The 22,786-nt window shown below is 66.7% G+C and carries 23 protein-coding genes and 1 pseudogene; 16 read left to right on the top strand and 8 right to left on the bottom strand.

The window, feature by feature from the left end:
- Window positions 1-206: 206 nt before the first annotated feature.
- The 3 genes from NA10_RS02370 to NA10_RS02360 all read right to left on the bottom strand — a co-directional run bounded on the left by NA10_RS02370 (window position 207) and on the right by NA10_RS02360 (window position 3,090).
- Complete coding sequence (locus NA10_RS02370; RefSeq protein ID WP_067562698.1) at window positions 207-482, bottom strand: hypothetical protein; 276 nt, start codon at window positions 480-482, stop codon at window positions 207-209.
- 101 nt (window positions 483-583) lie between these two features.
- Window positions 584-1,396 carry a M15 family metallopeptidase gene (locus NA10_RS39410; protein WP_373862329.1) on the bottom strand — a complete coding sequence of 271 codons (813 nt, stop codon included), beginning with the start codon at window positions 1,394-1,396 and terminating at the stop codon, window positions 584-586.
- 17 nt (window positions 1,397-1,413) lie between these two features.
- Window positions 1,414-3,090: a fumarate hydratase gene (locus NA10_RS02360; RefSeq protein WP_067562695.1), complete on the bottom strand. Its 1,677-nt coding sequence runs from the start codon at window positions 3,088-3,090 to the stop codon at window positions 1,414-1,416.
- Window positions 3,091-3,402: 312 nt separating this feature from the next.
- Here NA10_RS02360 and NA10_RS02355 point away from each other — a divergent pair, with 312 nt between their 5' ends.
- From NA10_RS02355 to NA10_RS02320, 9 genes are all read left to right on the top strand, one after another.
- On the top strand, window positions 3,403-4,380 hold the full coding sequence (locus NA10_RS02355) for a helix-turn-helix domain-containing protein (protein ID WP_373862328.1): 978 nt from the start codon (window positions 3,403-3,405) through the stop codon (window positions 4,378-4,380).
- A 39-nt stretch (window positions 4,381-4,419) separates the two neighbouring features.
- Window positions 4,420-4,587: a hypothetical protein gene (locus NA10_RS36370; protein ID WP_157555960.1), complete on the top strand. Its 168-nt coding sequence runs from the start codon at window positions 4,420-4,422 to the stop codon at window positions 4,585-4,587.
- Between the two features lie 154 nt (window positions 4,588-4,741).
- Complete coding sequence (locus NA10_RS02350; protein ID WP_067562691.1) at window positions 4,742-5,218, top strand: MarR family winged helix-turn-helix transcriptional regulator; 477 nt, start codon at window positions 4,742-4,744, stop codon at window positions 5,216-5,218.
- A gap of 224 nt (window positions 5,219-5,442) precedes the next feature.
- Window positions 5,443-6,339, top strand: a complete 897-nt coding sequence (locus NA10_RS02345) for an STAS domain-containing protein (RefSeq protein WP_067562689.1) — start codon at window positions 5,443-5,445, stop codon at window positions 6,337-6,339.
- Window positions 6,340-6,354: 15 nt separating this feature from the next.
- The gene (locus tag NA10_RS02340) at window positions 6,355-6,744 is read left to right on the top strand and encodes an STAS domain-containing protein (protein ID WP_067562687.1); all 390 of its coding nucleotides are present in this window, start codon (window positions 6,355-6,357) and stop codon (window positions 6,742-6,744) included.
- Entirely contained in the window at window positions 6,734-7,147 is a 414-nt protein-coding gene (locus tag NA10_RS02335) for an ATP-binding protein (RefSeq protein ID WP_067562742.1), read from the top strand. The genes NA10_RS02340 and NA10_RS02335 overlap by 11 nt, the downstream gene beginning before the upstream one ends.
- On the top strand, window positions 7,140-7,796 hold the full coding sequence (locus NA10_RS02330) for a SpoIIE family protein phosphatase (RefSeq protein WP_067562685.1): 657 nt from the start codon (window positions 7,140-7,142) through the stop codon (window positions 7,794-7,796). The genes NA10_RS02335 and NA10_RS02330 overlap by 8 nt, the downstream gene beginning before the upstream one ends.
- Entirely contained in the window at window positions 7,793-10,090 is a 2,298-nt protein-coding gene (locus tag NA10_RS02325; RefSeq protein WP_067562683.1) for a SpoIIE family protein phosphatase, read from the top strand. Before NA10_RS02330 ends, NA10_RS02325 begins: the two co-directional genes overlap by 4 nt.
- A 194-nt stretch (window positions 10,091-10,284) precedes the next feature.
- Window positions 10,285-10,620 carry an STAS domain-containing protein gene (locus tag NA10_RS02320; protein WP_067562740.1) on the top strand — a complete coding sequence of 112 codons (336 nt, stop codon included), beginning with the start codon at window positions 10,285-10,287 and terminating at the stop codon, window positions 10,618-10,620.
- An 88-nt stretch (window positions 10,621-10,708) separates the two neighbouring features.
- Here NA10_RS02320 and NA10_RS02315 read toward each other — a convergent pair whose 3' ends face one another.
- The gene (locus NA10_RS02315) at window positions 10,709-11,749 is read right to left on the bottom strand and encodes an LLM class F420-dependent oxidoreductase (RefSeq protein WP_067562681.1); all 1,041 of its coding nucleotides are present in this window, start codon (window positions 11,747-11,749) and stop codon (window positions 10,709-10,711) included.
- Between the two features lie 111 nt (window positions 11,750-11,860).
- Here NA10_RS02315 and NA10_RS02310 point away from each other — a divergent pair, with 111 nt between their 5' ends.
- Window positions 11,861-12,511 carry a cyclodeaminase/cyclohydrolase family protein gene (locus tag NA10_RS02310; RefSeq protein WP_067562679.1) on the top strand — a complete coding sequence of 217 codons (651 nt, stop codon included), beginning with the start codon at window positions 11,861-11,863 and terminating at the stop codon, window positions 12,509-12,511.
- Window positions 12,512-12,655: 144 nt separating this feature from the next.
- Window positions 12,656-13,405 carry a L,D-transpeptidase gene (locus NA10_RS02305; RefSeq protein ID WP_067562677.1) on the top strand — a complete coding sequence of 250 codons (750 nt, stop codon included), beginning with the start codon at window positions 12,656-12,658 and terminating at the stop codon, window positions 13,403-13,405.
- Between the two features lie 49 nt (window positions 13,406-13,454).
- Here the strand turns inward: NA10_RS02305 and NA10_RS02300 are convergent, their stop codons facing one another.
- On the bottom strand, window positions 13,455-14,303 hold the full coding sequence (locus NA10_RS02300) for a bifunctional 5,10-methylenetetrahydrofolate dehydrogenase/5,10-methenyltetrahydrofolate cyclohydrolase (protein WP_067562675.1): 849 nt from the start codon (window positions 14,301-14,303) through the stop codon (window positions 13,455-13,457).
- Between the two features lie 197 nt (window positions 14,304-14,500).
- Here NA10_RS02300 and NA10_RS02295 point away from each other — a divergent pair, with 197 nt between their 5' ends.
- From NA10_RS02295 to NA10_RS02285, 4 genes and pseudogenes are all read left to right on the top strand, one after another.
- Window positions 14,501-15,361, top strand: coding sequence for a YdcF family protein (locus NA10_RS02295; protein WP_245676962.1), 861 nt, complete (start codon window positions 14,501-14,503; stop codon window positions 15,359-15,361).
- Between the two features lie 228 nt (window positions 15,362-15,589).
- Window positions 15,590-15,853: pseudogene (locus NA10_RS38055) on the top strand (putative protein N(5)-glutamine methyltransferase); the annotation flags it as partial.
- Window positions 15,854-15,862: 9 nt separating this feature from the next.
- Window positions 15,863-16,615 carry a methyltransferase gene (locus NA10_RS35205; RefSeq protein WP_084514227.1) on the top strand — a complete coding sequence of 251 codons (753 nt, stop codon included), beginning with the start codon at window positions 15,863-15,865 and terminating at the stop codon, window positions 16,613-16,615.
- Complete coding sequence (locus NA10_RS02285) at window positions 16,612-17,322, top strand: HAD family hydrolase (RefSeq protein ID WP_067562670.1); 711 nt, start codon at window positions 16,612-16,614, stop codon at window positions 17,320-17,322. Before NA10_RS35205 ends, NA10_RS02285 begins: the two co-directional genes overlap by 4 nt.
- Window positions 17,323-17,340: 18 nt before the next feature.
- Here the strand turns inward: NA10_RS02285 and NA10_RS02280 are convergent, their stop codons facing one another.
- Entirely contained in the window at window positions 17,341-18,168 is an 828-nt protein-coding gene (locus tag NA10_RS02280; RefSeq protein ID WP_067562668.1) for an SDR family NAD(P)-dependent oxidoreductase, read from the bottom strand.
- A gap of 33 nt (window positions 18,169-18,201) precedes the next feature.
- On the bottom strand, window positions 18,202-19,773 hold the full coding sequence (locus tag NA10_RS02275; protein ID WP_067562665.1) for a succinic semialdehyde dehydrogenase: 1,572 nt from the start codon (window positions 19,771-19,773) through the stop codon (window positions 18,202-18,204).
- A 126-nt stretch (window positions 19,774-19,899) separates the two neighbouring features.
- Between NA10_RS02275 and NA10_RS02270 the strand changes: the two genes are divergently transcribed.
- The gene (locus NA10_RS02270) at window positions 19,900-20,565 is read left to right on the top strand and encodes a TetR/AcrR family transcriptional regulator (RefSeq protein ID WP_067562663.1); all 666 of its coding nucleotides are present in this window, start codon (window positions 19,900-19,902) and stop codon (window positions 20,563-20,565) included.
- Window positions 20,566-21,281: 716 nt separating this feature from the next.
- Here the strand turns inward: NA10_RS02270 and NA10_RS02265 are convergent.
- A complete protein-coding gene (locus NA10_RS02265) occupies window positions 21,282-22,778 on the bottom strand; it encodes an HNH endonuclease signature motif containing protein (RefSeq protein WP_067562660.1) in 1,497 nt (498 codons plus the stop codon).
- Window positions 22,779-22,786: the final 8 nt, after the last annotated feature.

Genomic DNA, 22,786 nt, shown 5'->3' with positions numbered 1-22,786 from the left:
GGATTGAACGCCGGTGTCCCGCAACATGACAGCTCAGTTGCCAATACGACACAGCGCCACCAGCCCCCGAAATTCCCTCAACGTGCACGTCAAGACGCTGGTGAACGTCGAGTGGGCCCCTGTCTGAGCGCATGCACGTCGAAATCGCCCTGCCGGTCGGTCGGCAGGGCGAAGGGGTGAACGGGTTGCGGGGTCTGTGCCCGGGGTCAGCGGCCGGGAAGGGGGTGGTCGGCGGGGACGACCACGGCGGGGCGGGGCTGGGCGGGGGTGCCGGAGGGCTGGGCGTAGCCGAGCCAGCCGGTGCCCACGAAGATGGCCAGCAGAACGGCGGTGGGGAGTTCTACGGCGAGCCAGCCGGGGGTGAGGACGGCTTCGCGGGCGGTGCGGGGGGTGCGGGCGGGGTGGGTGAGGCGGTGCGAGCGGATCGGCGGGCGCTGCCTGCCGATGCTGTTATGCCTCGAATGCTGTTGTTGCCGGACCACCCATTGCCTCCGTAGCTAGAAATGTGCCGAACCCCAGAATGCCGAAGAAGCGGCGTACGCACAGCGGTGAACAAGCGGACAACAGGGTGTCCGGTCCTTTTTCAGCGCACGCTCGCATCGGGTAGTCGTGCCGGGCACGACGCTCCGGGGACGGTCACCAGCTCGAAGTGCCACCATTCATTGTCGAAGGTGCGGCACAGGCCCCACCGATTTCCGTTGTCCTCCAACCACTGTGCGCCCGCGCGCGGACCCACATCGATGGCCTTACCCGAGACATGGGTGGACTCCTCGGGCGGCAGCACCCACCGGCGCGCGGCCTCGGGACTGCCGTATTGCCGAATCCCGTCCTCCCACATGGCCTGCTGTTCGGCGGGCGAGCGGTAGCCGGAGGTGATCCAGATGGTCACGCCCTCCTCGCGCGCCTGCTCCGACGCCTGCGAATACGCGGCGGCCAGCAGGGGATCGAGCCCCTCCGTCTCCCCCGCGATCGCCGAGGCCGACGGCAGCAGCGCCCCTTCGCCACCGACCGCCGACTCCGACAGCGGGAATCCGGGCGCGACCGCAACACCCTCGGGTGCCGCGTGCGCGAGCGGCGAAGCGGCCGGAAGGCCGGTCGCGAAGAGCCCGACCCCCGCGATCAGCGCGACAACAGCCGCTCGGGACGCCCCACGCGCAGGCCGCCCATGCGGTACGACCGATGTCTCGGCGACAACCCCTGCGCCGAATTCGAACCGCTGGCCCGCCGACGAAACGACGGCGGTCCTACCCGCGCCGCCGAGTCGCCACTCCGGTTCCGGAACAACCACACCGAGCGCCGACCGGTCCATGTCCACCACGTCGCCGACCACCGGGTTCTCCTGTGCGGCAAGTGTTCTCGACTTGCTCGGCAGTTCCATCCGGTGCCCAACGCGCATGCGGCGCTCTCCCTTACTCAGACTCGTTCCTTGGACCGTTCGCGGACGCGCAGGGCGATCGGCTTGGATGTTTCGGCGAAGAAGTCATTGCCCTTGTCGTCCACGACAATGAAGGCGGGGAAGTCCTCGACCTCGATCTTCCAGACGGCTTCCATGCCGAGCTCAGGGTATTCGAGAACTTCGACGGATTTGATGCAGTCGAGGGCGAGTCGCGCGGCGGGTCCGCCGATCGACCCGAGGTAGAAGCCGCCGTGCTCCTTGCACGCCTTGGTGACCTGCGCCGAGCGGTTGCCCTTGGCCAGCATGACGTGCGAGCCGCCGGCGGCCTGGAACTGATCGACATAGGAGTCCATGCGGCCCGCGGTGGTGGGGCCGAACGAACCCGAGGCGTAGCCGTCGGGGGTCTTGGCGGGACCGGCGTAGTACACGGCCATATCGCGCATGTACTGCGGCATGGGCTCACCCGCGTCGAGGCGCTCCTTGATCTTGGCGTGCGCGATATCGCGCGCCACCACCAGCGGACCGGTCAGCGAAAGACGGGTCTTCACAGGGTATTTCGAGAGTTCGTCGCGGATCTCGGACATGGGCCGGTTCAGGTCGATCTTGACCACGTCGCCGCCGAGGATGGCATCGGTCTGCTCCGGAAGGTACTGCGCCGGTTCGCGTTCGAGCTGCTCCAGGAACACGCCCTCGGCGGTGATCTTGGCCCGTGCCTGGCGATCGGCCGAACAGGACACCGCGATGGCGACCGGCAGCGACGCGCCATGGCGCGGCAGGCGGATCACGCGCACGTCATGGCAGAAGTACTTGCCGCCGAACTGCGCGCCGATGCCGAACGACTGGGTGAGCTTGAAGACCTGCTCCTCGAGTTCCAGATCGCGGAAGCCGTGCGCGGACATCGAACCCTCGGTCGGCATATTGTCCAGGTAGTGCGCGGAGGCGTATTTCGCTGTCTTCAAAGCGAATTCGGCGCTGGTGCCACCGATGACGACCGCCAGGTGGTAGGGCGGGCAGGCCGCGGTGCCCAGCGAGCGGATCTTCTCGTCGAGGAACTCCAGCATGCGATCCGGGTTCAGGATGGCCTTGGTCTCCTGGAACAGGAAGGACTTGTTGGCCGACCCGCCGCCCTTGGCCATGAACAGGAACTTGTACGCCGGATGCGCGGGATCGCCTGCGTCCGAGTACAACTCGACCTGCGCGGGCAGATTCGACCCGGTGTTCTTCTCCTCCCACATGGTGATGGGGGCGAGCTGGGAGTACCGCAGATTCAGCTTGGTGTAGGCGTCGAACACACCGCGCGAGATCCACTCCGCGTCATCGGACCCGGTGAGCACGCCCTCGGACTTCTTGCCCATGACAATGGCGGTGCCGGTGTCCTGGCACATGGGCAGAATGCCGCCCGCGGAGATATTGACGTTCTTGAGCAGATCCAGCGCGACGAACCGATCGTTCCCGCTCGACTCCGGATCATCGATGATCTTGCGAAGCTGTGCGAGGTGCGCGGGCCGCAGGTAATGGCTGATGTCGTGCATCGCCTCCGCGGTGAGCATCCGCAGCACCTCGGGCTCCACCTGCAGGAAGCTGCGCCCGTTCGCCTCGAACGTGCTGACACCCTCGGTGGTGAGCAGCCGATACGGCGTGTCATCGGCACCGGTGGGCAGCAGATCCGAGTACAGGAAATCAGGCGCGGTCACGGTTCGTACTCCTCGAGCAGGGCTGGGGGCTGTGCAGCCGACGGTTCAAGCAGAGTGACTCTATCCAGCACCCGGACAACCCCGGCAAGCAGGCGAACCTTATCGAGCCGGGCCGCCTCGCGAATCAACCGGCCCGGCCGGTCGGAGCCGCATTCCGCACTCTTGACGTAGCGACCGTCACACGCACTCCTACCAGGATGTTGCCGGCGGGCGATCAGCCGGCCGAGGACCGGGTCGGCGAGCAGCCGCGCACCCGGCCACGGGAGATCCCCGGACCCCGGATCCGCCTTGTACCACCAGATTCACCGGCCAGTGCGGCGCACATATGCAATCTCATTTGCACACACAGAATTTGCTGAGCGGGTATCAATCCCCTTCTGCGCGTGCCAAACTCGCTCCGTGTTGAACACACGGAACCCGCGGCAGAAACGGACGATTCAGTCGAAACGCCGCCGAACCTCTTCCAAGACAAAGCCTTTGCCCGCCATCCTCGGCGCGAGTATCGGCCGGCTTCGCACCGAGAGCGGCGTCCCGCGCAAGCGCGCCGCGCGGGCTCTGCACATGGATGTCTCCATGATCAGCAGGTTCGAAGCCGGGCTGGCCACCCTGCACGCCGAACACCTGGACATTCTGCTGCCGCTCTACGGCATCGAGCCCGGCGAACACGCGAAGTACCGCGCCTGGGCCGAGCGCCTGCGGACCGATGCGACATGGTGGCCCGATACCGTGGGCAATGAGGACTCCGGTCTCGACGAACTGCTGGATCTGGAGCCCCTGGAGCTGCTGCGCGGCTATGACCCGGCGACCGTCCCCGAACTGCTGCAAACACCCGATTACGCGCGTGAGGTCCTGGAATTCGCCCACGAAGAGCTCGGATCCAACGAAATCGATCGACTACTCCACGCGCGCCTGGCGCGCGGCTACCCGGTTTCCGAACCCGCGCCACCGAAGGTGTGGCTGATCGTGGAGGCCGCCGCACTGCGCCGCCGGATCGGCGAATCCGCGGTGTGGCGCAAACAGATTCAGCACCTGCTCGATGTCCTGGACCTGCCGAATGTGCACATCCAGGTACTCGAGGATCACCAGCACGGCCCCGTGCTGGCGCTGCACGCGTTCGTCTATCTCCGCTTCGCCGATCCGACCCTGCAGGACCTGGTTCGAGTGCGGCAGATGACCGGAACCACGTGCCACTCGAATACCGAACGGTATCTGCAACTCGCCGACCAGCTGGCGATCGTAGCCAGCCCGCCGCAGCGCACCGCCGACCTGCTGCGCGAACTACTGCACTGACACCCCTGCCCCGCGCATCCACTCCCGGAGAGCAATGACATGACGCAACAACACAATCCATGGTTCGACCTCGCCGCGCTCATGATCATCGTGGCCACCGTGGTGGCGCTGGTCGTCTTCGGCAGCGCGGGGGCGGCCGTGCTCACCGCGGCGGGTGGGGCGATCGCGGGCGGCATGCGTGGATGGGCGCGAATGCGGCGCGGGTGAGAGCACCTCGGCTGTGCGTATCTGTGTGAATTTCGGTGCGGATTCTGCGAATCGGCACAGGTTGCACCTTCAAGTCGGGGGGTGTTACCTGTGATGATGCGCTTGTCGGCGGCGGAGGGGAATTAGCATGGCAGCAGAACCCGGGAGTGGAACCGTGACCGAAACCCGTTGGCTCGACGATGTCGAGACGCGCGCGTGGCTCGGATTCGTGTTCACCCGCGACCTCATCGCCGCCGCGGTCGGACGTGATTCGCTGCGTGAATCCAACCTCACCTATGTCGAGTACACCGTGCTCGCACGGCTCGCCGATGCGCCCGATCACCGGCGCAGTTTCGCCGAACTCGCCGCCGTACTGGAGTGGTCGCAGAGCAGGCTCTCGCATCAGATCACCCGAATGGAGAAGCGCGGCTTGGTCGCTCGCGAATCCATTCCCGACGATGCCCGGCGCACCGCCGCGGTGCTGACCGCCAAGGGCGAACAGGTGCTGGCCGGGGCGGCTCCGGCACATGTGGAGAGCGTGCGCAGGCATATGATCGACGTCCTGGACAGCGGCCAGCTCGCCGCCCTCGCCGATATCTACGACACCTTATTGGCGCACCACCGAAGACCCGATACGCGCAACCCCCTCTGATGGCGGCCCACCGGGATTCCGCCACCCCGCTCGGCAAGATCATCGAACGCCGGGCAAAATACCTACCGACCGGCGTTTGGTTTGGCACACGGGGGGTACTGGGTAAGACTAGGCTCGGCACCGGCTACCGACGGCGGTCGGCGCCGAGCGCACGGGCGGCAAACCAGCCGGCCGAATCGATCGAGTATCCCAACCTGGCCTTAGCGAAAGGGGCAGGAGTTTTCATGTCCGACGTGTCCATCGGCCTCTCGGCAGATTCCTTGCCCGCGGGTTCAGTCGACAACCTGCTTCCGCAGCTCGTCGAACACCTGCGGCAGAACCGCACCGAACTGCGCGAGGAGTGGGCGCGTCGCATTACCGATGCCCAGCTGCTGACCGCCATGACCCCGGAGGAGATCTTCTCCGAAGCGACCTCGGTCTACGACAACTACGTCGAGGTGCTCGAGACCGGTAGCGTCGAAGCCCTGCAGGCGTACGCCCGCGATCTGTCCGAACGAATCATTCCCCGAGGCGTCGAGACCGACGAGGTCGTCGGCATCGTGCTGCTGCTGCGAGATGTGCTGGCCCGCAGCCTCTTCGAGAAGTACCAGACCGACTTCGAATTGCTGAAGCGAGTGCTGGACGCCTACGAACCGGCCGCCAACCGCATCGCCAATACCGTGGCCGTCTCCTTCGTGCAGGAGCGCGAGCGCGTTATCCGCCAGCAGCAGGAGGCGATCCGCGAACTCTCCACCCCCGTGCTCCAGGTGCGCGAACAGCTGCTCATCCTGCCCATCATCGGCGTGCTGGATTCCCAGCGCGCGCGTCAGCTGACCGAACAGCTGCTGCGCGCGATCCGGGCGAATCGCGCCAAGGTCGTCGTCATCGATATCACCGGTGTGCCCGCGATCGACTCCACCGTGGCCAACCACCTGGTGCAAACCGTCGACGCGTCGGGTTTGATGGGTGCGAATGTGATCATTACCGGCCTGTCGTCGGAGATTGCGCTCACACTGGTAACCATCGGATTGGATTTGTCGAAGATGAACGCGGTCGGCGATCTCCAAGGCGGTATCGAAGAGGCGGAGCGACTCCTCGGTTACGAGGTGTCGCGTGTTCCCGCCGATCGCGACGGACGGTAATCCGGGACAGGGCCAATGCCGGTACCCATTCTGAAGCAGGGCACCTATCTCATCGCGTCCGTGCAATCCGCACTGACCGATGCCGATACCGAGCGCTTGCAGGACGATCTGATGAAGTACGTCAGCAAGTATCGCGCCCAGGGCATCATCGTCGACGTGACCGCGATCGACGTGATGGACTCCTTCGCGGCGAGATCGCTGCGTACCATCGCCCATATGACCAAACTGCGCGGCGCGGAGACGGTCATCGTGGGTCTGCAACCCGAGGTCGCTTTCGCGATGGTGCAACTCGGACTCACCTTCGAAGATATGCACACCGCACTGGATCTGGAGGAAGGGCTGTCCTGGCTCAACCGCAAGATCAACGCTCGGGGTCAACGAGACGGTCGTGATCGTGGCCGCTGAAGTCATGGTGATCGCGGTGAAGGTGTCCAACGACATCGTGACCGCTCGGCAGGCGGGGCTGGAGTTGGCAAGCACTCTCGGCTTCTCGCTATCCGATCGCACCATGATTGCGACGGCGATCTCGGAGGTCGCGCGCAATATCACCAGTTACGCGGGCACCGGGGAGATCCGGCTCTCGGTCGGAGAGCGGGAGGGTCGGCGCGCCATGGTGGTGCAGGCACAGGATCAGGGGCCGGGCATCATCGATATCGATCGTGCGCTGGAGGACGGTTACTCCACCGGACGCGGTCTGGGACTTGGCCTTCCGGGCGCGCGCCGCCTCATGGACGGTCTGAGCATCACCTCCCAGCCGGGCCAGGGCACGCTGGTGGAGATGTGGAAGTGGGTGCCGCGGGATGCGTGAGGATGGGTTCATCGGCACGGTCGAATGGGCCGTCGCCGGTCGCGCGCTACCCGGACAGCGGGTTTCGGGAGACCGGTCGGTCGTCCTGGACGCCGGTGGCGGTTCGGTGCTCTTCGCGGTGCTGGACGGCCTCGGGCACGGCGCCGCCGCCGCGGACGCCTCCGATCGCGCCGCACAGGTGTTGTCCGAGAACCGCGCCGAGCCTTTGGATGTGCTGATTCTGCTGTGCCATCGCGCCATGTCCGATACGCGGGGCGCGGCGGTCTCCCTCGCGCTCTTCGACGCCGGCGATCGACTGCACTGGCTCGGCGTCGGCAATGTCGAATCCCGTGTTGTCGCAGCGGCTCCCGGCAAACCGGCCATTCGGTCCGCGGCCTTGCTGTCCGCCGGGATCGTGGGCTATCTGCTACCGCCGAATCTGCAATCGCAGACGGTGCCCATCCGCCCCGGCGATCTGCTGCTGATGTCCACCGACGGCATCACCACCGATTACTCCGACGGCATCGACCTGGCCAAACCGACCTCGGAGATCACCGCCGAGATTCTGACCAAACACGCCAAGGACACCGACGACGCCCTGGTGCTCGCGGCCCGGCATCGCGGACATACCGTGCGGCCCTTGGGATTGCACCCGGAGCCCCCGGCATGAGTTCGGCACTGGCGGCCTTCCGTGACGCGTATACCAGCGCGCTACGGCTGCATCTGCGCGCCCCGAATCAGAACACCCTCGCCGAGGGTTATGAACTCGGCCGCCGGGCGCTGGTCGAGGGCGTGAGCATTCTCGACCTGACCGAACATCACTTCCGGATCCTGGAACAGGAGGGGCTGCCGGTCGCCGATGACGAACGCGCCGAGGCCGCACTGGAATTCCTGTTGCAGACCATGGCGGCCCTGGACGTGGCCACCCGCGGCTTCCTGGACGGCAACCGGCGGTACGAGCAACAGCGTTCGCGCGCCGACGATCTCGCCGGACGCGACGCCTTCCGCACCGCACTGGTGGAATCGCTGCAGGACGGCTTCTTCGTGGTGGACGCCGAAGGCACACTCGTGGAGGTCAATTCGGCCTTCGGCGCGCTCACCGGATACGGCCCGGACGGCGTGCCCTATCCACTCCCCCATCCGTGGTCGGTGGCCGAAGCGCCCCGCTATCCCGATCTCGGAACCGATGCGGCCCGCTTCGTCACCCCCATCCTGCATCGGGACGGACGGCGGCTCTGGCTCGCGGTCTCCACCAGTTCACTGGTGAAACCCGAGAACGGCGAACGGATTTTCGTCGGCACCATTCGCGATGTGACCGCCGAACACGATGCCCAGGCCCGGGATCAGGCGGTCTCGCGATTGGCCACGGCGGTCGGCGCGGCCACCAGTGTGGTGGAGGTGCTCGCGGTCGGCCTGGAGGAATTGCGCCGGGCGGTCGGCGCGGAGTCCGCGGTGGTCTCGGTCTGGCCCAATCGGCATACCGGGCCGGAACTCTATGTCTCCGAGGACAATCCGCAGTTGCACACGGTCGCCGCCGGTGGCATCGCACTGCGGTCGAGTGCGCCGCAGAACGGAATCGTCCAGGACGGCAGGGAGTCTCGCCAGGTACTCGATGCTCGGGCGCGGGCGCTGCTGGATCGCGCGCGCCTGCGTCCGGGGCGCACCATGTTCGCGATTCCCGAGGGCGCGTCCAGCTCCGAGGGGATCGTGGCCCCGCTGGGCGAGGCCGGGGATTCGGCGCTGTGGCTGCGCTTCGCCGCGCCCCGGGCCATCACACCCGATGACTGGGCGCTGTTCTCACTGCTGGTGGGGCATTTGAGCCTGGCGGTGCAGCGTGCCCGCAACTTCGATCAGGCCCGCTCCACCTCGCTCACCCTGCAACGCGCCATGCTGGGACCGATCGAACTGCCGCCGCGCTTCTCGGTGCATTACGAACCCGCGCTGCCGCCGCTGGAGATCGGCGGCGACTGGTACGACGTGGTACGCCTCGAGGACGACACCATCGGCGTGGTGGTCGGCGACTGCGTCGGCCGTGGCCTCTCCGCCGCCGTGGTCATGGGCCAATTGCGCACCGCCGCACGGGCATTGCTGCTGCGCGGGGCGGGTCCGGCCCAGCTGCTGGCCGAGCTCGACGCCGTGGCCGCGCGCATTCCGGGGGCCATGTGCACCACCGTCTGCGCCGCCATCCTGGATCCGGCGCACAATCTGGTGCGCTACTCCAGCGCCGGGCATATGCCGCCCGTCCTCGCCGAACCCGGTACGCGCGGAAGGCTTTTGGAGGGCGGCCGGGCGGTCCCGCTGGCCACCTTCGAACTGCCGCGCCGCCCCGAGGCCACCACCGCCATGGCGCCCGGCTCGACGCTGGTGCTGTTCACCGACGGTCTGGTCGAACAGCGCGGTATCGATATCGACGACCGCTTCGTCGAACTCGCCGACGAATTGACCGGCGCCGCCGGGCAATTGCCGCGCGAGGTGTCCGATGCGGTGCTGTCCCGGCTGCGTCCCACCGGCGGCTACGACGATGATGTCGCCCTCGTGGTCTACCGGCAGCCGCCCGCACCGCTACATCTGGACGTTCCGGCAACCCCGGGCGAGTTGTCCCGTATGCGCTATGAATTGAAGTCCTGGCTCGCCGCCGCCGCGATCCCGCACGACCTCGCGACGGACCTCACCGCGGCCGCCAACGAGGCGCTCAGCAACAGCATCGAACACGCGTATCTGAATGGTGAATCCGGTCGCGTCGAGCTCACCGCCGAATGCGGGCTGGACACGGTCACCCTGGTGATCACCGATTCCGGCATCTGGCGGCCGCTACCCGAGGATCCTGGGCATCGAGGCCGCGGTATCGCGATGATGCGGGCGCTCACCGACCAATTGGATATCGACAACGCGGGACCGGGCACCCAGGTCCGGATGACCACCCGATTGCCCGCGGTCTCTTTCTCGGCCGCCAGTCGCGTGTAAATATGGAAGGCACATATGCGCCATTGCCATTCCTGAATCAGCAGAAAACGGTGCGGTAACTGGGCTTTTCGCGATTTCCCGGCAACCCGTAACGAAACCGATGTCGCAGACGATGCAGCACGAACGGACGGATCATGGCAGATTGTTCCAACGTGACCAATACTTCCGGAGACGCGTATCCCCTCGGCGAGACGATGACCACCACGGTCAGCGTGCACGACGGCGCGACGGTACTCGCGGTGGTCGGTGAGGTCGACCTGGCGACTGCGCCCGCACTCGAGAACGCGATCGATTCCACACTGTCCGGTAAACCGGGCGCACTCGTGATCGACCTGTCCGAGGTGAGCTTTCTGGCCTCCGCGGGCATGGCGGCGCTGGTAGCCGCCCATCAGCGCGCCGGGACCACCCGCATTGCCGTCGTCGCCGATGGACCCGCCACCAGCCGTCAATTGAAGATGACCAATCTCGACCAGGTGTTCGCGCTACACGCCACGCTGGCGCAGGCCCTCACGTCCCTGAACGAGAACTGATCCCGACCCGTACAACGGCCCGAGCCCCGCTCGCGAGTGATCGCGGCGGGGCTCGGTGCTGTCTATCTCGGTGCTGTCGTTGGGCAGATCAGTCGCAGATGGCGCGCAACTGCTCGACCAACTTCACCCGGTCGGCGGGCGTCGCGGCCAGCGGCACCACATTGAGCGCGGTCACCCCGGCCTCCCGGAACGCGGCCACCCGCTCCTTGACGAAACCGGCCGAACCGATCAGGCAGATATCGCGCACCAGATCGTCCGGGACCACCTTGGCGGCCTCATCCTTCTTACCCTCGAGGTACAGCTCCTGGATACGGTCGGCCTCGGCGCCGTAGCCGTACTTGGTGGCCAGGGTGTGATAGAAGTTCTTGCCCTTGGCGCCCATACCGCCGATGTACAGCGCCAGATGCGGTTTCACGAATTCGCGCAGCGGCTCCACATTGTCGCCGATGGCCAGGGCCGGACCGGCGAACACCTCGAGGTTGCCCAGCGCCGGATCACGCTTGGCCAGACCGGCTTTGAGCGAATCGCCCCAGATATCGTCGGCCTTCTCCGGCAGGAAGAAGATCGGCTGCCAGCCCTCGGCGAGCTCGGCGGCGAGCTCCACGTTCTTCGGGCCGAGCGCGGCGAGCAGCACCGGAATGTTCTCGCGCACCGGGTGATTGATGAGCTTGAGCGGCTTGCCCAGACCGGTACCCCGCCCCTCCGGCAGCGGGATCGTGTAGTACTTGCCGTTGTATTCGAGCCGCTCGCGCTTCCACACCTTGCGGCAGATCTCGAGGACCTCGCGGGTGCGGCCGATCGGCGCGTCATATGGCACACCGTGGAAGCCCTCGATCACCTGCGGGCCGGACGCGCCCAGACCCAGGATGAACCGGCCGTCCGAGACGTAGTCCAGACCGGCGGCGGTCATGGCCGTCAGCGTGGGCGTGCGGGTGTAGAGCTGCATGATGCCCGAGGCCAGCTGCACCCGTTCGGTCTTCGCGGCGATGTAGCCGAGCGCGCTCACGGCGTCGAACGAATACGCCTCCGGCACGAAGACGATGTCCAGGCCCGCCCGTTCGAGGTCGGCGACCTCGGCGGCTACCTCTTTGAAGCCGTCGGTGTAATTGATCGACAGTCCGATACGCATGGCCCGGACCTTACCGACACCGCACCCGCGCACTACCAGCGGCTGGGCTCCCCGGTACGGTTATCGGCGAATCTCGCTCGATCCCACGCACTCTCAAGGAGGCCATTCCTCATGACTCAGGACGCCGCGCAGGCAAGCACCAGCTTCGGTGACTCGACACTGCAGGGCTACCTGGATGAGCTGGCCGCCAAGGTGCCCGCACCGGGCGGCGGGGCCGTCGCCGCGCTGCACGCCGCGCAGGGCGCCGCGCTGGTCGCCATGGTGGCGCGGTACACCACGCGGGCCAAGGACGCGGAGAACCGTCCGGTGATCGACCGGGTCATCGTGGCCGCCGATACCGTGCGCGATCGCGCGCTGGCGCTGGCCGATGCCGATGCCGCCGCCTTCACCGCCGTGGGCAATGCCTACAAGATGGCCAAGGAGACCGAGGAGCAGCAGGCCGCGCGCACCGCGGCCATTACCGGCGCGCTGCTGGGCGCGGCCCGGGTGCCCGCCGCGGTGGTCGCCGCCGCCGACGAAGTCGTCTCGCTCGCAAGCGAATTGCTGCCCATCGGCAATCCGAACGTGGTCACCGATATCGGCGCGGCCGCCGATGCGGCCCGCGCCGCCGCCGCCAGCTCGCAGCTCAATATCGCCATCAATGTGGCCTCGCTGGGTCCCGGCGCGGGTGCGGAGTTCGCCCCGGTGCTCACCCAGATCGACGAGGTCATCGCGCGTGCCGAGGCGCTGCACGACGAGGTGGTCCTGGCGATCACGAAATAGCCCTGGGCTTTTACCCGGTGAACCCGGCGATTCCAATTCTCCACGCCGGAAGCTAGGTCACGAAGCGGGAACATTTCCGGATGAATGGGATGATCTGGTCATAGGCTGAGCCTCCAGACCACACCCTTTCGAAGGGATGGACCCATGCGGAACGCGATACGGCTTCTGTTCGTCGCATCGACACTCGCGGCGGCAGCCACGTTCGGCTCCGGAGCGGCGGGGGCGGTGCTCACCGCACCCGATCTCCCGGCGGTGCAGGCGATTACGCCGGGGCCCGGTGAAACGGTCGGGATAGCGGCACCGGTCAGGGTGCGCTTCACCGAACCTGTCGCGGATCGGGCTCTCGCCGAGAAGGCCATGAGCGTACGAGCCGACACCACTCTCGCCGGGCACTTCTCCTGGGTAGACGACCGTCAGTTGACATGGACTCCGGCCGCTTACCTTCCCACCTCTGCACCTATCACGGTGTCGGTGGGTCGCCTGCACACCCAGTTCGAAACCAATGGCGGGACAACCGCGGACGCCGATATGTCCGCGCACACCTTCACCGTGTTCATCGGCGGGGTTCCGGTGCGGACCATGCCCGCGTCCATGGGCAAACCCGGGTGGGAGACGCCCACCGGCACGTTCCCGGTGCTCTCGCGCGACCGCTCGGTGACCTTCGATTCGCGGACGATCGGGATTCCGCTCAGTGACCCGCAGGGGTATCTCATTCAGGGTGAGTTCGCCGAAAGGCTCACGTGGGGAGGCGTTTACGTGCACTCCGCACCGTGGTCGGTGGATTCACAGGGCCATGCCAATGTCAGCCACGGATGCATCAATCTGGCACCGGGCGACGCCGAGTGGTACTACGACAATGTCTCGCTGGGCGACCCGGTTACCGTTCACTGGTAGAGGGATTCGGGTGTGGGGATCCAATCCCCCACACCCCCCGCTTCTTTCGTCAGCGAGAAGTCTCGGCGGCCTGAACTACGTGGCGCATGAGCAGTGCGGTGGTGACCGGGCCCACCCCGCCGGGTACCGGACTCAGGGCGCTCGCCTTACCGGTGACGGACTCGGCGTTCACATCGCCGGTGATGTTTCCGTTCTCGTCCTCATTGGTGCCGACATCGATGACCACGGCGCCGTCGCGGACATGGTCGCCGGTGATCAGCCCGGCGCGGCCGACGGCGGCGACGACCACATCGGCGGCCGAGGTCACGGCGGGGAGATCGCGAGTCCGGGAGTGCGCGACCGTCACGGTGGCGTTCTCGGCCAGTAGCAGCTGAGCCAGCGGCTTGCCGACCACATTGGAGCGGCCGACCACCGCGACCAGGCGACCCTCGAGCGGAATGCCGTGGAACTTGGCCAGTTCCACCACCGCCTCGGAGGTGGCGGGCGGGAAGCCGGGCAGGCCCGAGGCGAGCAGGCCCAGGGACAGCGGGCTGACACCGTCCACATCCTTGGCCGCGGCGATCGCCAGGCTCACATCATCGAGGCCGACACCCTTGGGCAGCGGGGTCTGCAGCATGATCGCGTCCACGGCCGGATCGGCCGAGAGCTCGGAGAGCTTGGCGCGAATCTGATCCGCGGTCGCGTCGACACCGAGATCGACGTTCTCGCAAGTGATTCCATTGCGCTCGGCGGCGCGGTTGAGCGACTTCACGTACCAGGCGCTGGCCGGATCGTCATTGGCGATCACCAGCGCCAGGCGCGGGGCGGCACCGGATTCGGTGAGCGCGGCGGCGCGGGCCTTGGTGTCGGCATTGATGGCGGCGGCGAGTTCCTTGCCGATCAGCGAAGTCGTATCCACGGGAACACACCCTATCGCGACGCGCGGGGGTGCCCCGCCACCGCTTCCGCCGAACCCGGAAATTCTCTGTGGCAAATACCCGACAACGGCTGTGGTCAGTCGTATCGTGTCCCCAGTTGTTACCGAGCCATCAGTCAGCAAAGTCAGTCGGAACCCAAGCAAGCATGCGTGACCCTCTCTCGGAAAGGTCGACAGCAGTGCAGATCGCCAGGCGTTTCCCTACAGTCCTCGCGGCGGCGGCAGCCGCCTTGACCCTGTTCGGCCCGGGCATCGCCCACGCCGATCCCGGCCCGCTCTACAACTCCGCGCAGGACAATTTCACCGACGGTGATGCCGCCGCCGGCCTCGCCGACCTGCGGCAACTGCTCGCCGAATCCCCCGACGACGCGCAAGCGCTTGCGCTGCAAGCGATTTGGTCCGACTACACTGGCGATCTGATCACCCGCGAGGCGGCGCTCACGCGCCTGAACGGTATCGATCGCGAGCTGGCGGACAGCACCCGCAATACCTTCCACGCCATCGGCGCGGCCGTGGGCACCCTGCCCAATCCGATTCCGGCGATCGCCGGACCGTCCACCGGTATCGCGGTGCTCGGCTACGGTCTGCTGCCCGACGGAAGTATGCGACCGGAGCTGGTGAACCGGTTGCAGGCCGCGTGGTTGCAGGCCATCGCCTCGCCGATGTCGCCGATTCTGGTGACCGGCGGCAATCCGCAGAATGGCATCACCGAGGCCGCGGCCATGCAGGGCTGGCTGATCGGGCACGGCATTGCGGCCAATCGCATTGTGGCCGATCATCGGGCGGGCTCGACCGTGCAGAACGCGCTGTTCGGCGCGGATATGTTGAAGCGGGCGGGGGCGACCAGCGTGATCGTGGTGACCTCGCCGAACCATGTGCGGCGCGCGGTGGCCGATTTCATTGTCGCGGGCATTCCGGTGGTCGGGGCGACCACGTCGTTGGAGCAGCTGGTGTCGCAGCTGCCGCCGCCCGCGCGCAATAGCCAGCGCGGGATCTACCTGGACGCGACCAGGACCATGCTGTTGCCGGTGAAGCGGTAGCGACACCGAAGGCGTGGATCCCGGCCAGAAGCGTGGCGGGATGACGGGATGGCCATGCCGGGCATGACGGAATGGCTATGCCGAGGTGACGGGGATGGCCATGCCTGGATGACGACGGATGGCGATGCCGGGATGCCCGTGCCGGATCGAGCGTGCCCGCGGTCCTGCTTTTGTACCCCTCTCGACCCGCGTGGCAAGTGCGGAGGCCGGGGCGGGCACAATGGCTCGGTGAGTACTTCCGCAACCGATACCCTCGTCGCGCGTCTCAGGACGGCCGGGTGCGTGTTCGCCGAGGATGAGGCGGCGCTGCTGTTCGAAGCCGCCGACAGTGCCGAGCAACTGGAATCGCTCGTAGTGCGGCGGATTGCCGGATTTCCCCTGGAGCATCTGCTGGGGTGGGTGGAGTTTCGCGGGCTGCGGGTGGCGGTCGCACCGGATGTGTTCGTGCCCCGGCAGCGCACCGGATTCCTCGTCGAGCAGGCAATTGCCTTGGGCCGGGAGATGATCCGCGCAGAACCGACCGACGTCCCGCGCGCCGTGATCGATGCGTCCACGGGTGCGCGGCGGTCCGGGACCGTGGGCGATACCACTATCCGCTCATCTACCACGATCGAGACCCAAGCGGCTCTCGGCGCATCGGCGAAGACTCGGGCCGAGGCCACCACCGGCGCATCCACCACGATCGAGGCCGGGGCCGCTCTCGGCGCATCCGCCAAGGTGGGCAGCGCGCCACTGATCGTTCTCGATATGTGCTGTGGGAGTGGCGCGTTGGGCATGGCGTTTGCCATCGAGGCTGCGGCGGAGGGGATTTCGGTGGACCTCACCGCGGCGGATATCGAACCGGCGGCGGTCGCGTGCGCTCGCCGGAATCTGGCGGGACTCGGGGCGCGGGTGTTCGAGGGAGATCTGTTCGCCCCGGTGCCCGCGGAGTTGGCGGGGCGGGTGCGGATTCTGCTGGCCAATACGCCCTACGTGCCTTCGGCGGCAATCGCTTCCATGCCGCCCGAGGCGCGCGATCATGAGCCGCGGGTGACGCTCGACGGTGGGGCGGACGGACTCGATGTGTTGCGGCGGATCGCGGCGGTGGCCGTGGAGTGGCTCGCACCGGGCGGGCATTTACTGGTTGAAGAGAGCGAGGAGCAGGCGGCGTCGGCCGCGCAGGTTATGCGAGATCATGGGTTGAGGGCGCGGATTGCCGAGAATGATGAGCTGGGTGCGACCGTGGTGATCGGTACGCGGGGTGTGGGCGTATGACGATTCGCGGGATTCTGTTCGATATCGATGACACGCTCATCGACTACTCGGCGACGGCGCGGGTGGGTCTGCTGCGGCATCTGACCGCCGAGAACCTGCTGCGCTACTTCCAGTCCTCCGATGAGGCGGTGGACCTCTGGCGGGCGCTCGAGGAGCAGGAGTATCCGCGCTTCCTGACGGGTGAGCTCACCTTCGCCGGGCAGCAGCAGGCGCGCACCCAGCGGTTCCTCTCGCATATCGGGGTCAAGGTCAAGGATCCCGTCGAATGGTTCGCCCGGTATGCCGCGCGCCGCGATACCGCCTGGGCCGCGTTCCCGGATGTCCCGCCGACGTTGCGCGGACTGGCCGGGCAGGTGACCCTCGGCGTGGTCTCCAATTCCTCGCTGGCACATCAGCGGGGCAAGTTGGCGACGGTCGGCCTGCTCGACCATTTCAGCGAAAGCGTCTTGTGCTCAGAGGAATTCGGCGTGGCCAAGCCGGATCCGAGCATCTTCCTGGCGGGCTGCGACATGATCGGGCTGCCGCCGGATCAGGTCGCGTACGTCGGCGATCGTTTCGAGACCGATGGCATCGGCGCGCGCGATGCGGGGCTGCGCGCGTACTGGCTGGATCGCACGGCGCGCGGTGTCGACCATCGCGAGGGAATCACGGTGATCCCCTCGCTCGCCGTACTGAGTGCGACGACGTTCGGCAACTCGGACCTGTGAGCGCGGCCTCGCCGGCGGCTACTTGGTGCGGCCGGTGAACTCGTCCATGGAGTGGTAGACGCCGACGGTATCGAGGTAGAAGTCGCGCACCTTGAGTGGTAGCAGCCCGGAGATGGCGCGGTTCAGGCGCGAGGTCCAGGGCAGCACCACCAGCGGGGAGCCCTTCTTCATCTGCTCCCAGGAGGTGTTCACCACCTCGTCCTGCTCCAGGATCGGGGTGAACAGGAAACCCTTGGCCCCGTCGAACATGCCGGTGTTGATGTAGGTCGGGCAGACCGTGGTCACCTTCACGTGCGCGTTGCCGGACTGCTCGAGTTCCAGGCGCACCGAATCCGACCAGCCCAGCGCCGCCCATTTGGAACCGGCGTAGACGCTCATACGCGGGTTGGCGACCAGGGCCGCCGAGGAGGAGATGGTCATGACCCGCGCCTCGCCGGGGTTCTTGACCATGGCGGGCAGGAATTCGAGCGTAATGTACATGGGCGCAAGAGAATTGATCGCCACGGTCTTCTCGATGTCGGCCTTGTTCGTGGTCTCCCAGAAGTACCCGTTACCGCGCACGATGCCCGCGTTGTTGATGAGCACATCGATATCGCCGACGTCGGCGCGCACCGCCGCGCCCGCCTCGGCGATGGCGTCACGGTCGGAGACATCGACGATGTAGTGGTGAATTCGACTGTTGCCCAGGGCCGCCAGCTCGGCCACGGTCTTCTCGAGCGCCTCTTCGTTGATATCCCACAGCACCACGTCGGCCGCGCGCTCGCGCACCGCGCGCTCGGCGAACGATTTACCCAGCCCCATGGCCGCGCCGGTGACCAGGACCTTCTTATCCGCGACGTTCTTCATACCCCGGTGTACCCCTGTCTCGATTTCAGCGGATCACTTCTGCCGCAACGTCTTCATCACGCCCAGGAACAGCGTCATGGTCTTGGCCCACACCTGCTCGGACATGCCGGGCAGCGGTGCGATGGGCAGGCCGCGCTGGACGGCGATGGTCTGGGTGTCGACATACTTGAGCAGCCCCTCGGGGCCGTGGCGGCGGCCGGTGCCGGAGATGCCGAGCCCGCCCGACGGTGCGGCGACCGAACCCCAGGCGGCGATGAAGCCCTCGTTCACATTCACCGATCCGGCATTGACGCGTGCGGCGACCTCGCGGCCCCGGTTCGTATCCTTGCTCCACACACTGGCATTGAGGCCGTAGGCGGTGTCGTTGGCCTGGGCCACGGCCTCGTCGTCGCTGGTGACGCGGTAGACCGAGACGACCGGGCCGAAGGTCTCCTCGCGGTACACGGTCATGCCCTCGCGAACGTCGGCCAGGATGGTGGGCTCGTAGAAGTACGGACCCAGATCCGGGCGGGCCTTACCACCGGCGAGCACCTTCGCGCCCTTGCTCACGGCATCGTCGACATGCTTGCTGACGGTGTCGATCTGACGCGGGAAGGTGAGCGAGCCGATCTCGTAGTCGAAGTCGAGGGTCTTACCGAGGCTCAATTCCTTGGTGTTGGCGACGAATTCGGTGACGAACCGGTCATACACCTTGTCGTGCACATAGATTCGCTCGATCGATTCGCAGAGCTGACCGGCGGAGGCGAAGCAGGCCCGCACCGCGATCTTGGCGGCCTTGGAGACGTCGGCGTCCTCGAGCACGAGAAGCGGGTTCTTACCGCCCAATTCGAGCGAGTAGCCGATGAGCCGCTCCCCCGCCTGCCGGGCGATGGTGCGGCCGGTGGCGCTGGAGCCGGTGTAGTCGACGTAGTCGGCGCGGGCGATCACCTCGGGGCCGAGCTTCGCGCCGCGCCCCAGCACGGCCTGCCACAGGCCCTTGGGCAGGCCCGCGCGCTCGGCGATATCGATGGCCCACAGCAGGGTCAGCGCGGTCTGATTGTCCGGGCGGCCGATGACGGCATTGCCCGCGAGCAGGGCGGGCAGGGCATCCGAAGCGCCCAGTGCGAGTGGGTAATTCCAGGGCGAGATGACCGCGACCACGCCCTTGGGGCGATTGCGCACCTCGACCTGGGTGAGCAGCGGCATGACACCGCGCGGCTTGCGGTGCGCGAGCAGGCGTTTGCCCTCGGCGGCGTAGAAGCGGGTGTTCACCGCGACATCGGAGACTTCGTCGAAGGCGTGCACGCGGGACTTGCCGGTTTCGGTCTGAACGATATCGAGGATGGTGTCCTGCTCGTCCAGCACCAGATCGTGAATGCGGCGCAGCAGTGCGGCCCGCTCGCTCACCGGCACCTCGGCCCACCGGGCCTGGGCGGCGCGGGCGGTGGCGAAGGCGGTCTCGACATCGGCGATGGAGGACTGCGGCAGATCGGCGATCTTGCGTCCGGTGGCGGGTGCGAACACCTCGACCGAGGGCGCGCCGCCGGCGACAGCGTGCGCGAGCAGCCGCTGCACCAGGTCGAACGGCAGTGCATCAGCGGCAGCGAGCTGCGGGGCAGTCGACATTGGTCGCCCTCTCGATAGGTATGCGCGGGCCGATCCCCGCCAATTTTCTGAACACCATTGTTAGGTGAACACTAGTGTTAGATTAATAGGCGTGCCACACCCCATGTCAAGCACCCGGAGCGGTCGATGACCGCGAGTACCCCGACCGCGCGCCGGGGTCGCCCACCGCAGACGGCCAAGCAGGCCGACCAGGTGCGCGCCCGCATCATCCTGGCCACCGCGGACGTCTTCGCCGAACACGGTTCGCGCGGGCTCAGCGTCGCCCGGATCATCGAGACGGCAGGGCTGGCACGGCCCACCTTCTACCGCTACTTCGCCAATGCCATCGAACCGCTGCACGCGGTGCTGACGGTGTCGAACGACGATCTGGTCGGCGGCATCCGGTCCGCGCTCGAGCGCACCGAGGAGCCGGTTCAGCTCGGCATCAACATGATCGAGGCGTACCTGTACTGGGCGAGCGGGCACGGGCCGATGCTCTCGCCGCTGTTCGCCGAGTTACACGATCCGGGCTCCCCGGTCTCGCCGTACCGCGAACGCGCCATGGACGACATCCGGGAGTTGATCCGCGCCAAATTCGTCAAACTCGGCCGCGCCGTTCCGGCCGACCTCGATCTGGACACCTGCCTGCAAACCTGCGAATTCGTGGTCTATCGCATCTCGGCAGGCGGTGAACCCAGCCCGGAGACCATCGCCGCGGCCCGCCTCACCATGATTCGCAGCTGCCTGGTCACCCTCGGTAGCCGGGAAGACGTCGAATACGCCCTGACAATTCCGGGGCTCTTCCCGGGCTGAGGGTGGTCTCACCGCTCGTGGCCGGTGGCTGGGCAGCCGCGATCGGGTCTCCGAGATCACCTGCTGGGCGGCAAAACAGTTCCGGCACATCGCTGTATGCCTTCCACCGGTCTACGCCGTTCATCGAGTTGCTTTTCGCGGTGGGCTGGTCGTTCAACCGCGAGTTGAACAGGGGTATCTCGTGATTGGTGGGGTGTGACTCGCTGGTGCTCTCCGGGCTGGGATCGGTAGAGGAAGTGCATGCGGAAAAGAAGAGGTGTGGGAACCTCGTCTGCCGTACCCGGCTTTCGCTCCCCCATTGGGTGCCGCGCTCTCACGAACCAGCCTGGCTGGCTGGCCGTGGGAACCTTCAGGACCAAAACAAAAGACGCCGGGACAAGAAGAACAGAAGGGCCCTACGGGCCCAGAACCCCTCCACCACAACACCTTCAGAGGTGTCTCCAACGATCCGGACGCACCTCATCAGGACCTCACGCACCACCACCCCGGCGTGTCACGCACACCAGTTCCTGCTCGACGCCCCCAAAAGTCTTTTGGTCTTTTGGGTTGTGGTCTGGAGGTTCCCACCGCCATCCAGCCGGGCTGGGAGGTGAGAGGGCGGCTCCCGAAGGGGGAGCTAAAGCGGGGTACGGCAGGCGAAGTAACCAGCACTGCCTCGCTTGTTTTGCTTGTCCTCCCGAACCCCGCTGGCACGCGGGGGTAAGGGCAGGTGTCCGCTACGAAGGCCCCGAGCCGAATTCCCCCGACCGGCGACAGTTCAACCACTGCTTCAGGCGTTGTCGCTCAGCCTCATTGCGGGATTGGATCCGCGACACAGTGGCAGCCATCAACTCACCGGGATGGTGACGATGGTTCACCTCCGGTGTCCGCGAGGGGTTGATGTGGGGCGGGGCTATCCAGCCCGTGCGGCCCGGAAATTGGCTGCCCGCACCGAGTTTCACCGTCTTCCACCCACCCGGACCGTCGTGGATAAGGGCGTGGCAGCTATCGCACGCCAGGGTGAGATTCTCGATATCGGTTCTTCCACCCTTGGACCATTCGGTCACATGATGCACCGCGGACAGGGTGGCGGGGGCGGTGCAGTTGGGGCGTGTGCAGCCCTTTTCGGCGGCGACCAGGGCCAACCGCTGTGCCTTGTTGGCCAGTCGGTTGTTGCCACGGCCCAGGTGCAGTGGCATACCCGCGTCGTCGAACACGGCGAGGTACGGGGTGGAGTTCGCCGCCAGCTGCACGGCTTCGCCGATGGAGAGCGTCCCACCGGTGGCGGTGGTCGCCACCCCGGAACGGTTCTCCAGATCGGTCAGGCTCATGGTGAGGAGGGTGCCGACCGGCAGGCCGCGGTGGGTGCCCAGGATGGCCGGATCGGCTTCGTAGCGCAGGAAGGCAAGCAGCGCATCGTGATTGCGCTGGGCTGCGGTGCGGGTGTCCCGCTGGGCGGCGGCCTCGAGGCGTTCACGGTCGGCGGATTCGGCTGTGGTGCGCGGGCTTTCGGGATCCTCCGGATTGCACATACCGGGGCGCGCCAGCTTGGCCAGCAACGGCTCGAACACCGCGCGCAACTCGGGGGTGATCTCACCGATCAACGCGGACATGCCGTCCACGCGCTGCGTGCCGATGGTAAGACCGCGCATGCGCTGGCGGTCGGTGTCGTGACAGAGTTTGCCGTCCGGGTCAACGCGCCGCAGGATGTCTTCCCCCAGTTTGCGCACGTCATCGGGCCAGCCGGTGCTCGCGTACTCGGCCAGATACACCTCGGCCGCCTCCCGCTTCTCGATATCGAGGCTGCCGGGCAGACGATCCATGGTTTGCAGAATTCGGGTGACGTGATCGGCGGAAATCTCCCCGGCTCGATGCGCTTGCGCGACCACCGGCAGTTCGGGTTCCAGAACCTGCCCGGGCAGGCGACGCACCGCGAGCTTGTCCGCGACCCGCACCCGACGGCATGCGTCCGCGCGGGACAGGCGCAGTGACTGTTCCAGGTACAGCGCCGGGGACTTCACATTCGCCTTGCCGTGCAAATCCCGGCGGCGAGTTTCGTCCACGAATCCGGTTTTGACGGCATCCAATTGCCGCGCAACCGTTTCGGTCTCCCGCATCAGAGCGATGAACTCGTCATCCGACAAAGGAATCGGCGACGCCGAGAGCAGGGCGTCCGCCGCAGCACGCAGCGCCTGAACGACCACTACGATTGCGGTGTCACCCCCGGATTCCATATCTTTAT

The organism is Nocardia acidivorans NBRC 108247 (genome assembly GCF_001625085.1).
In the GTDB taxonomy this organism is placed as follows: domain Bacteria; phylum Actinomycetota; class Actinomycetes; order Mycobacteriales; family Mycobacteriaceae; genus Nocardia; species Nocardia acidivorans.
Note: the sequence above shows the minus strand (reverse complement) of the source record. Positions and strands in the feature narration are given on the sequence as shown.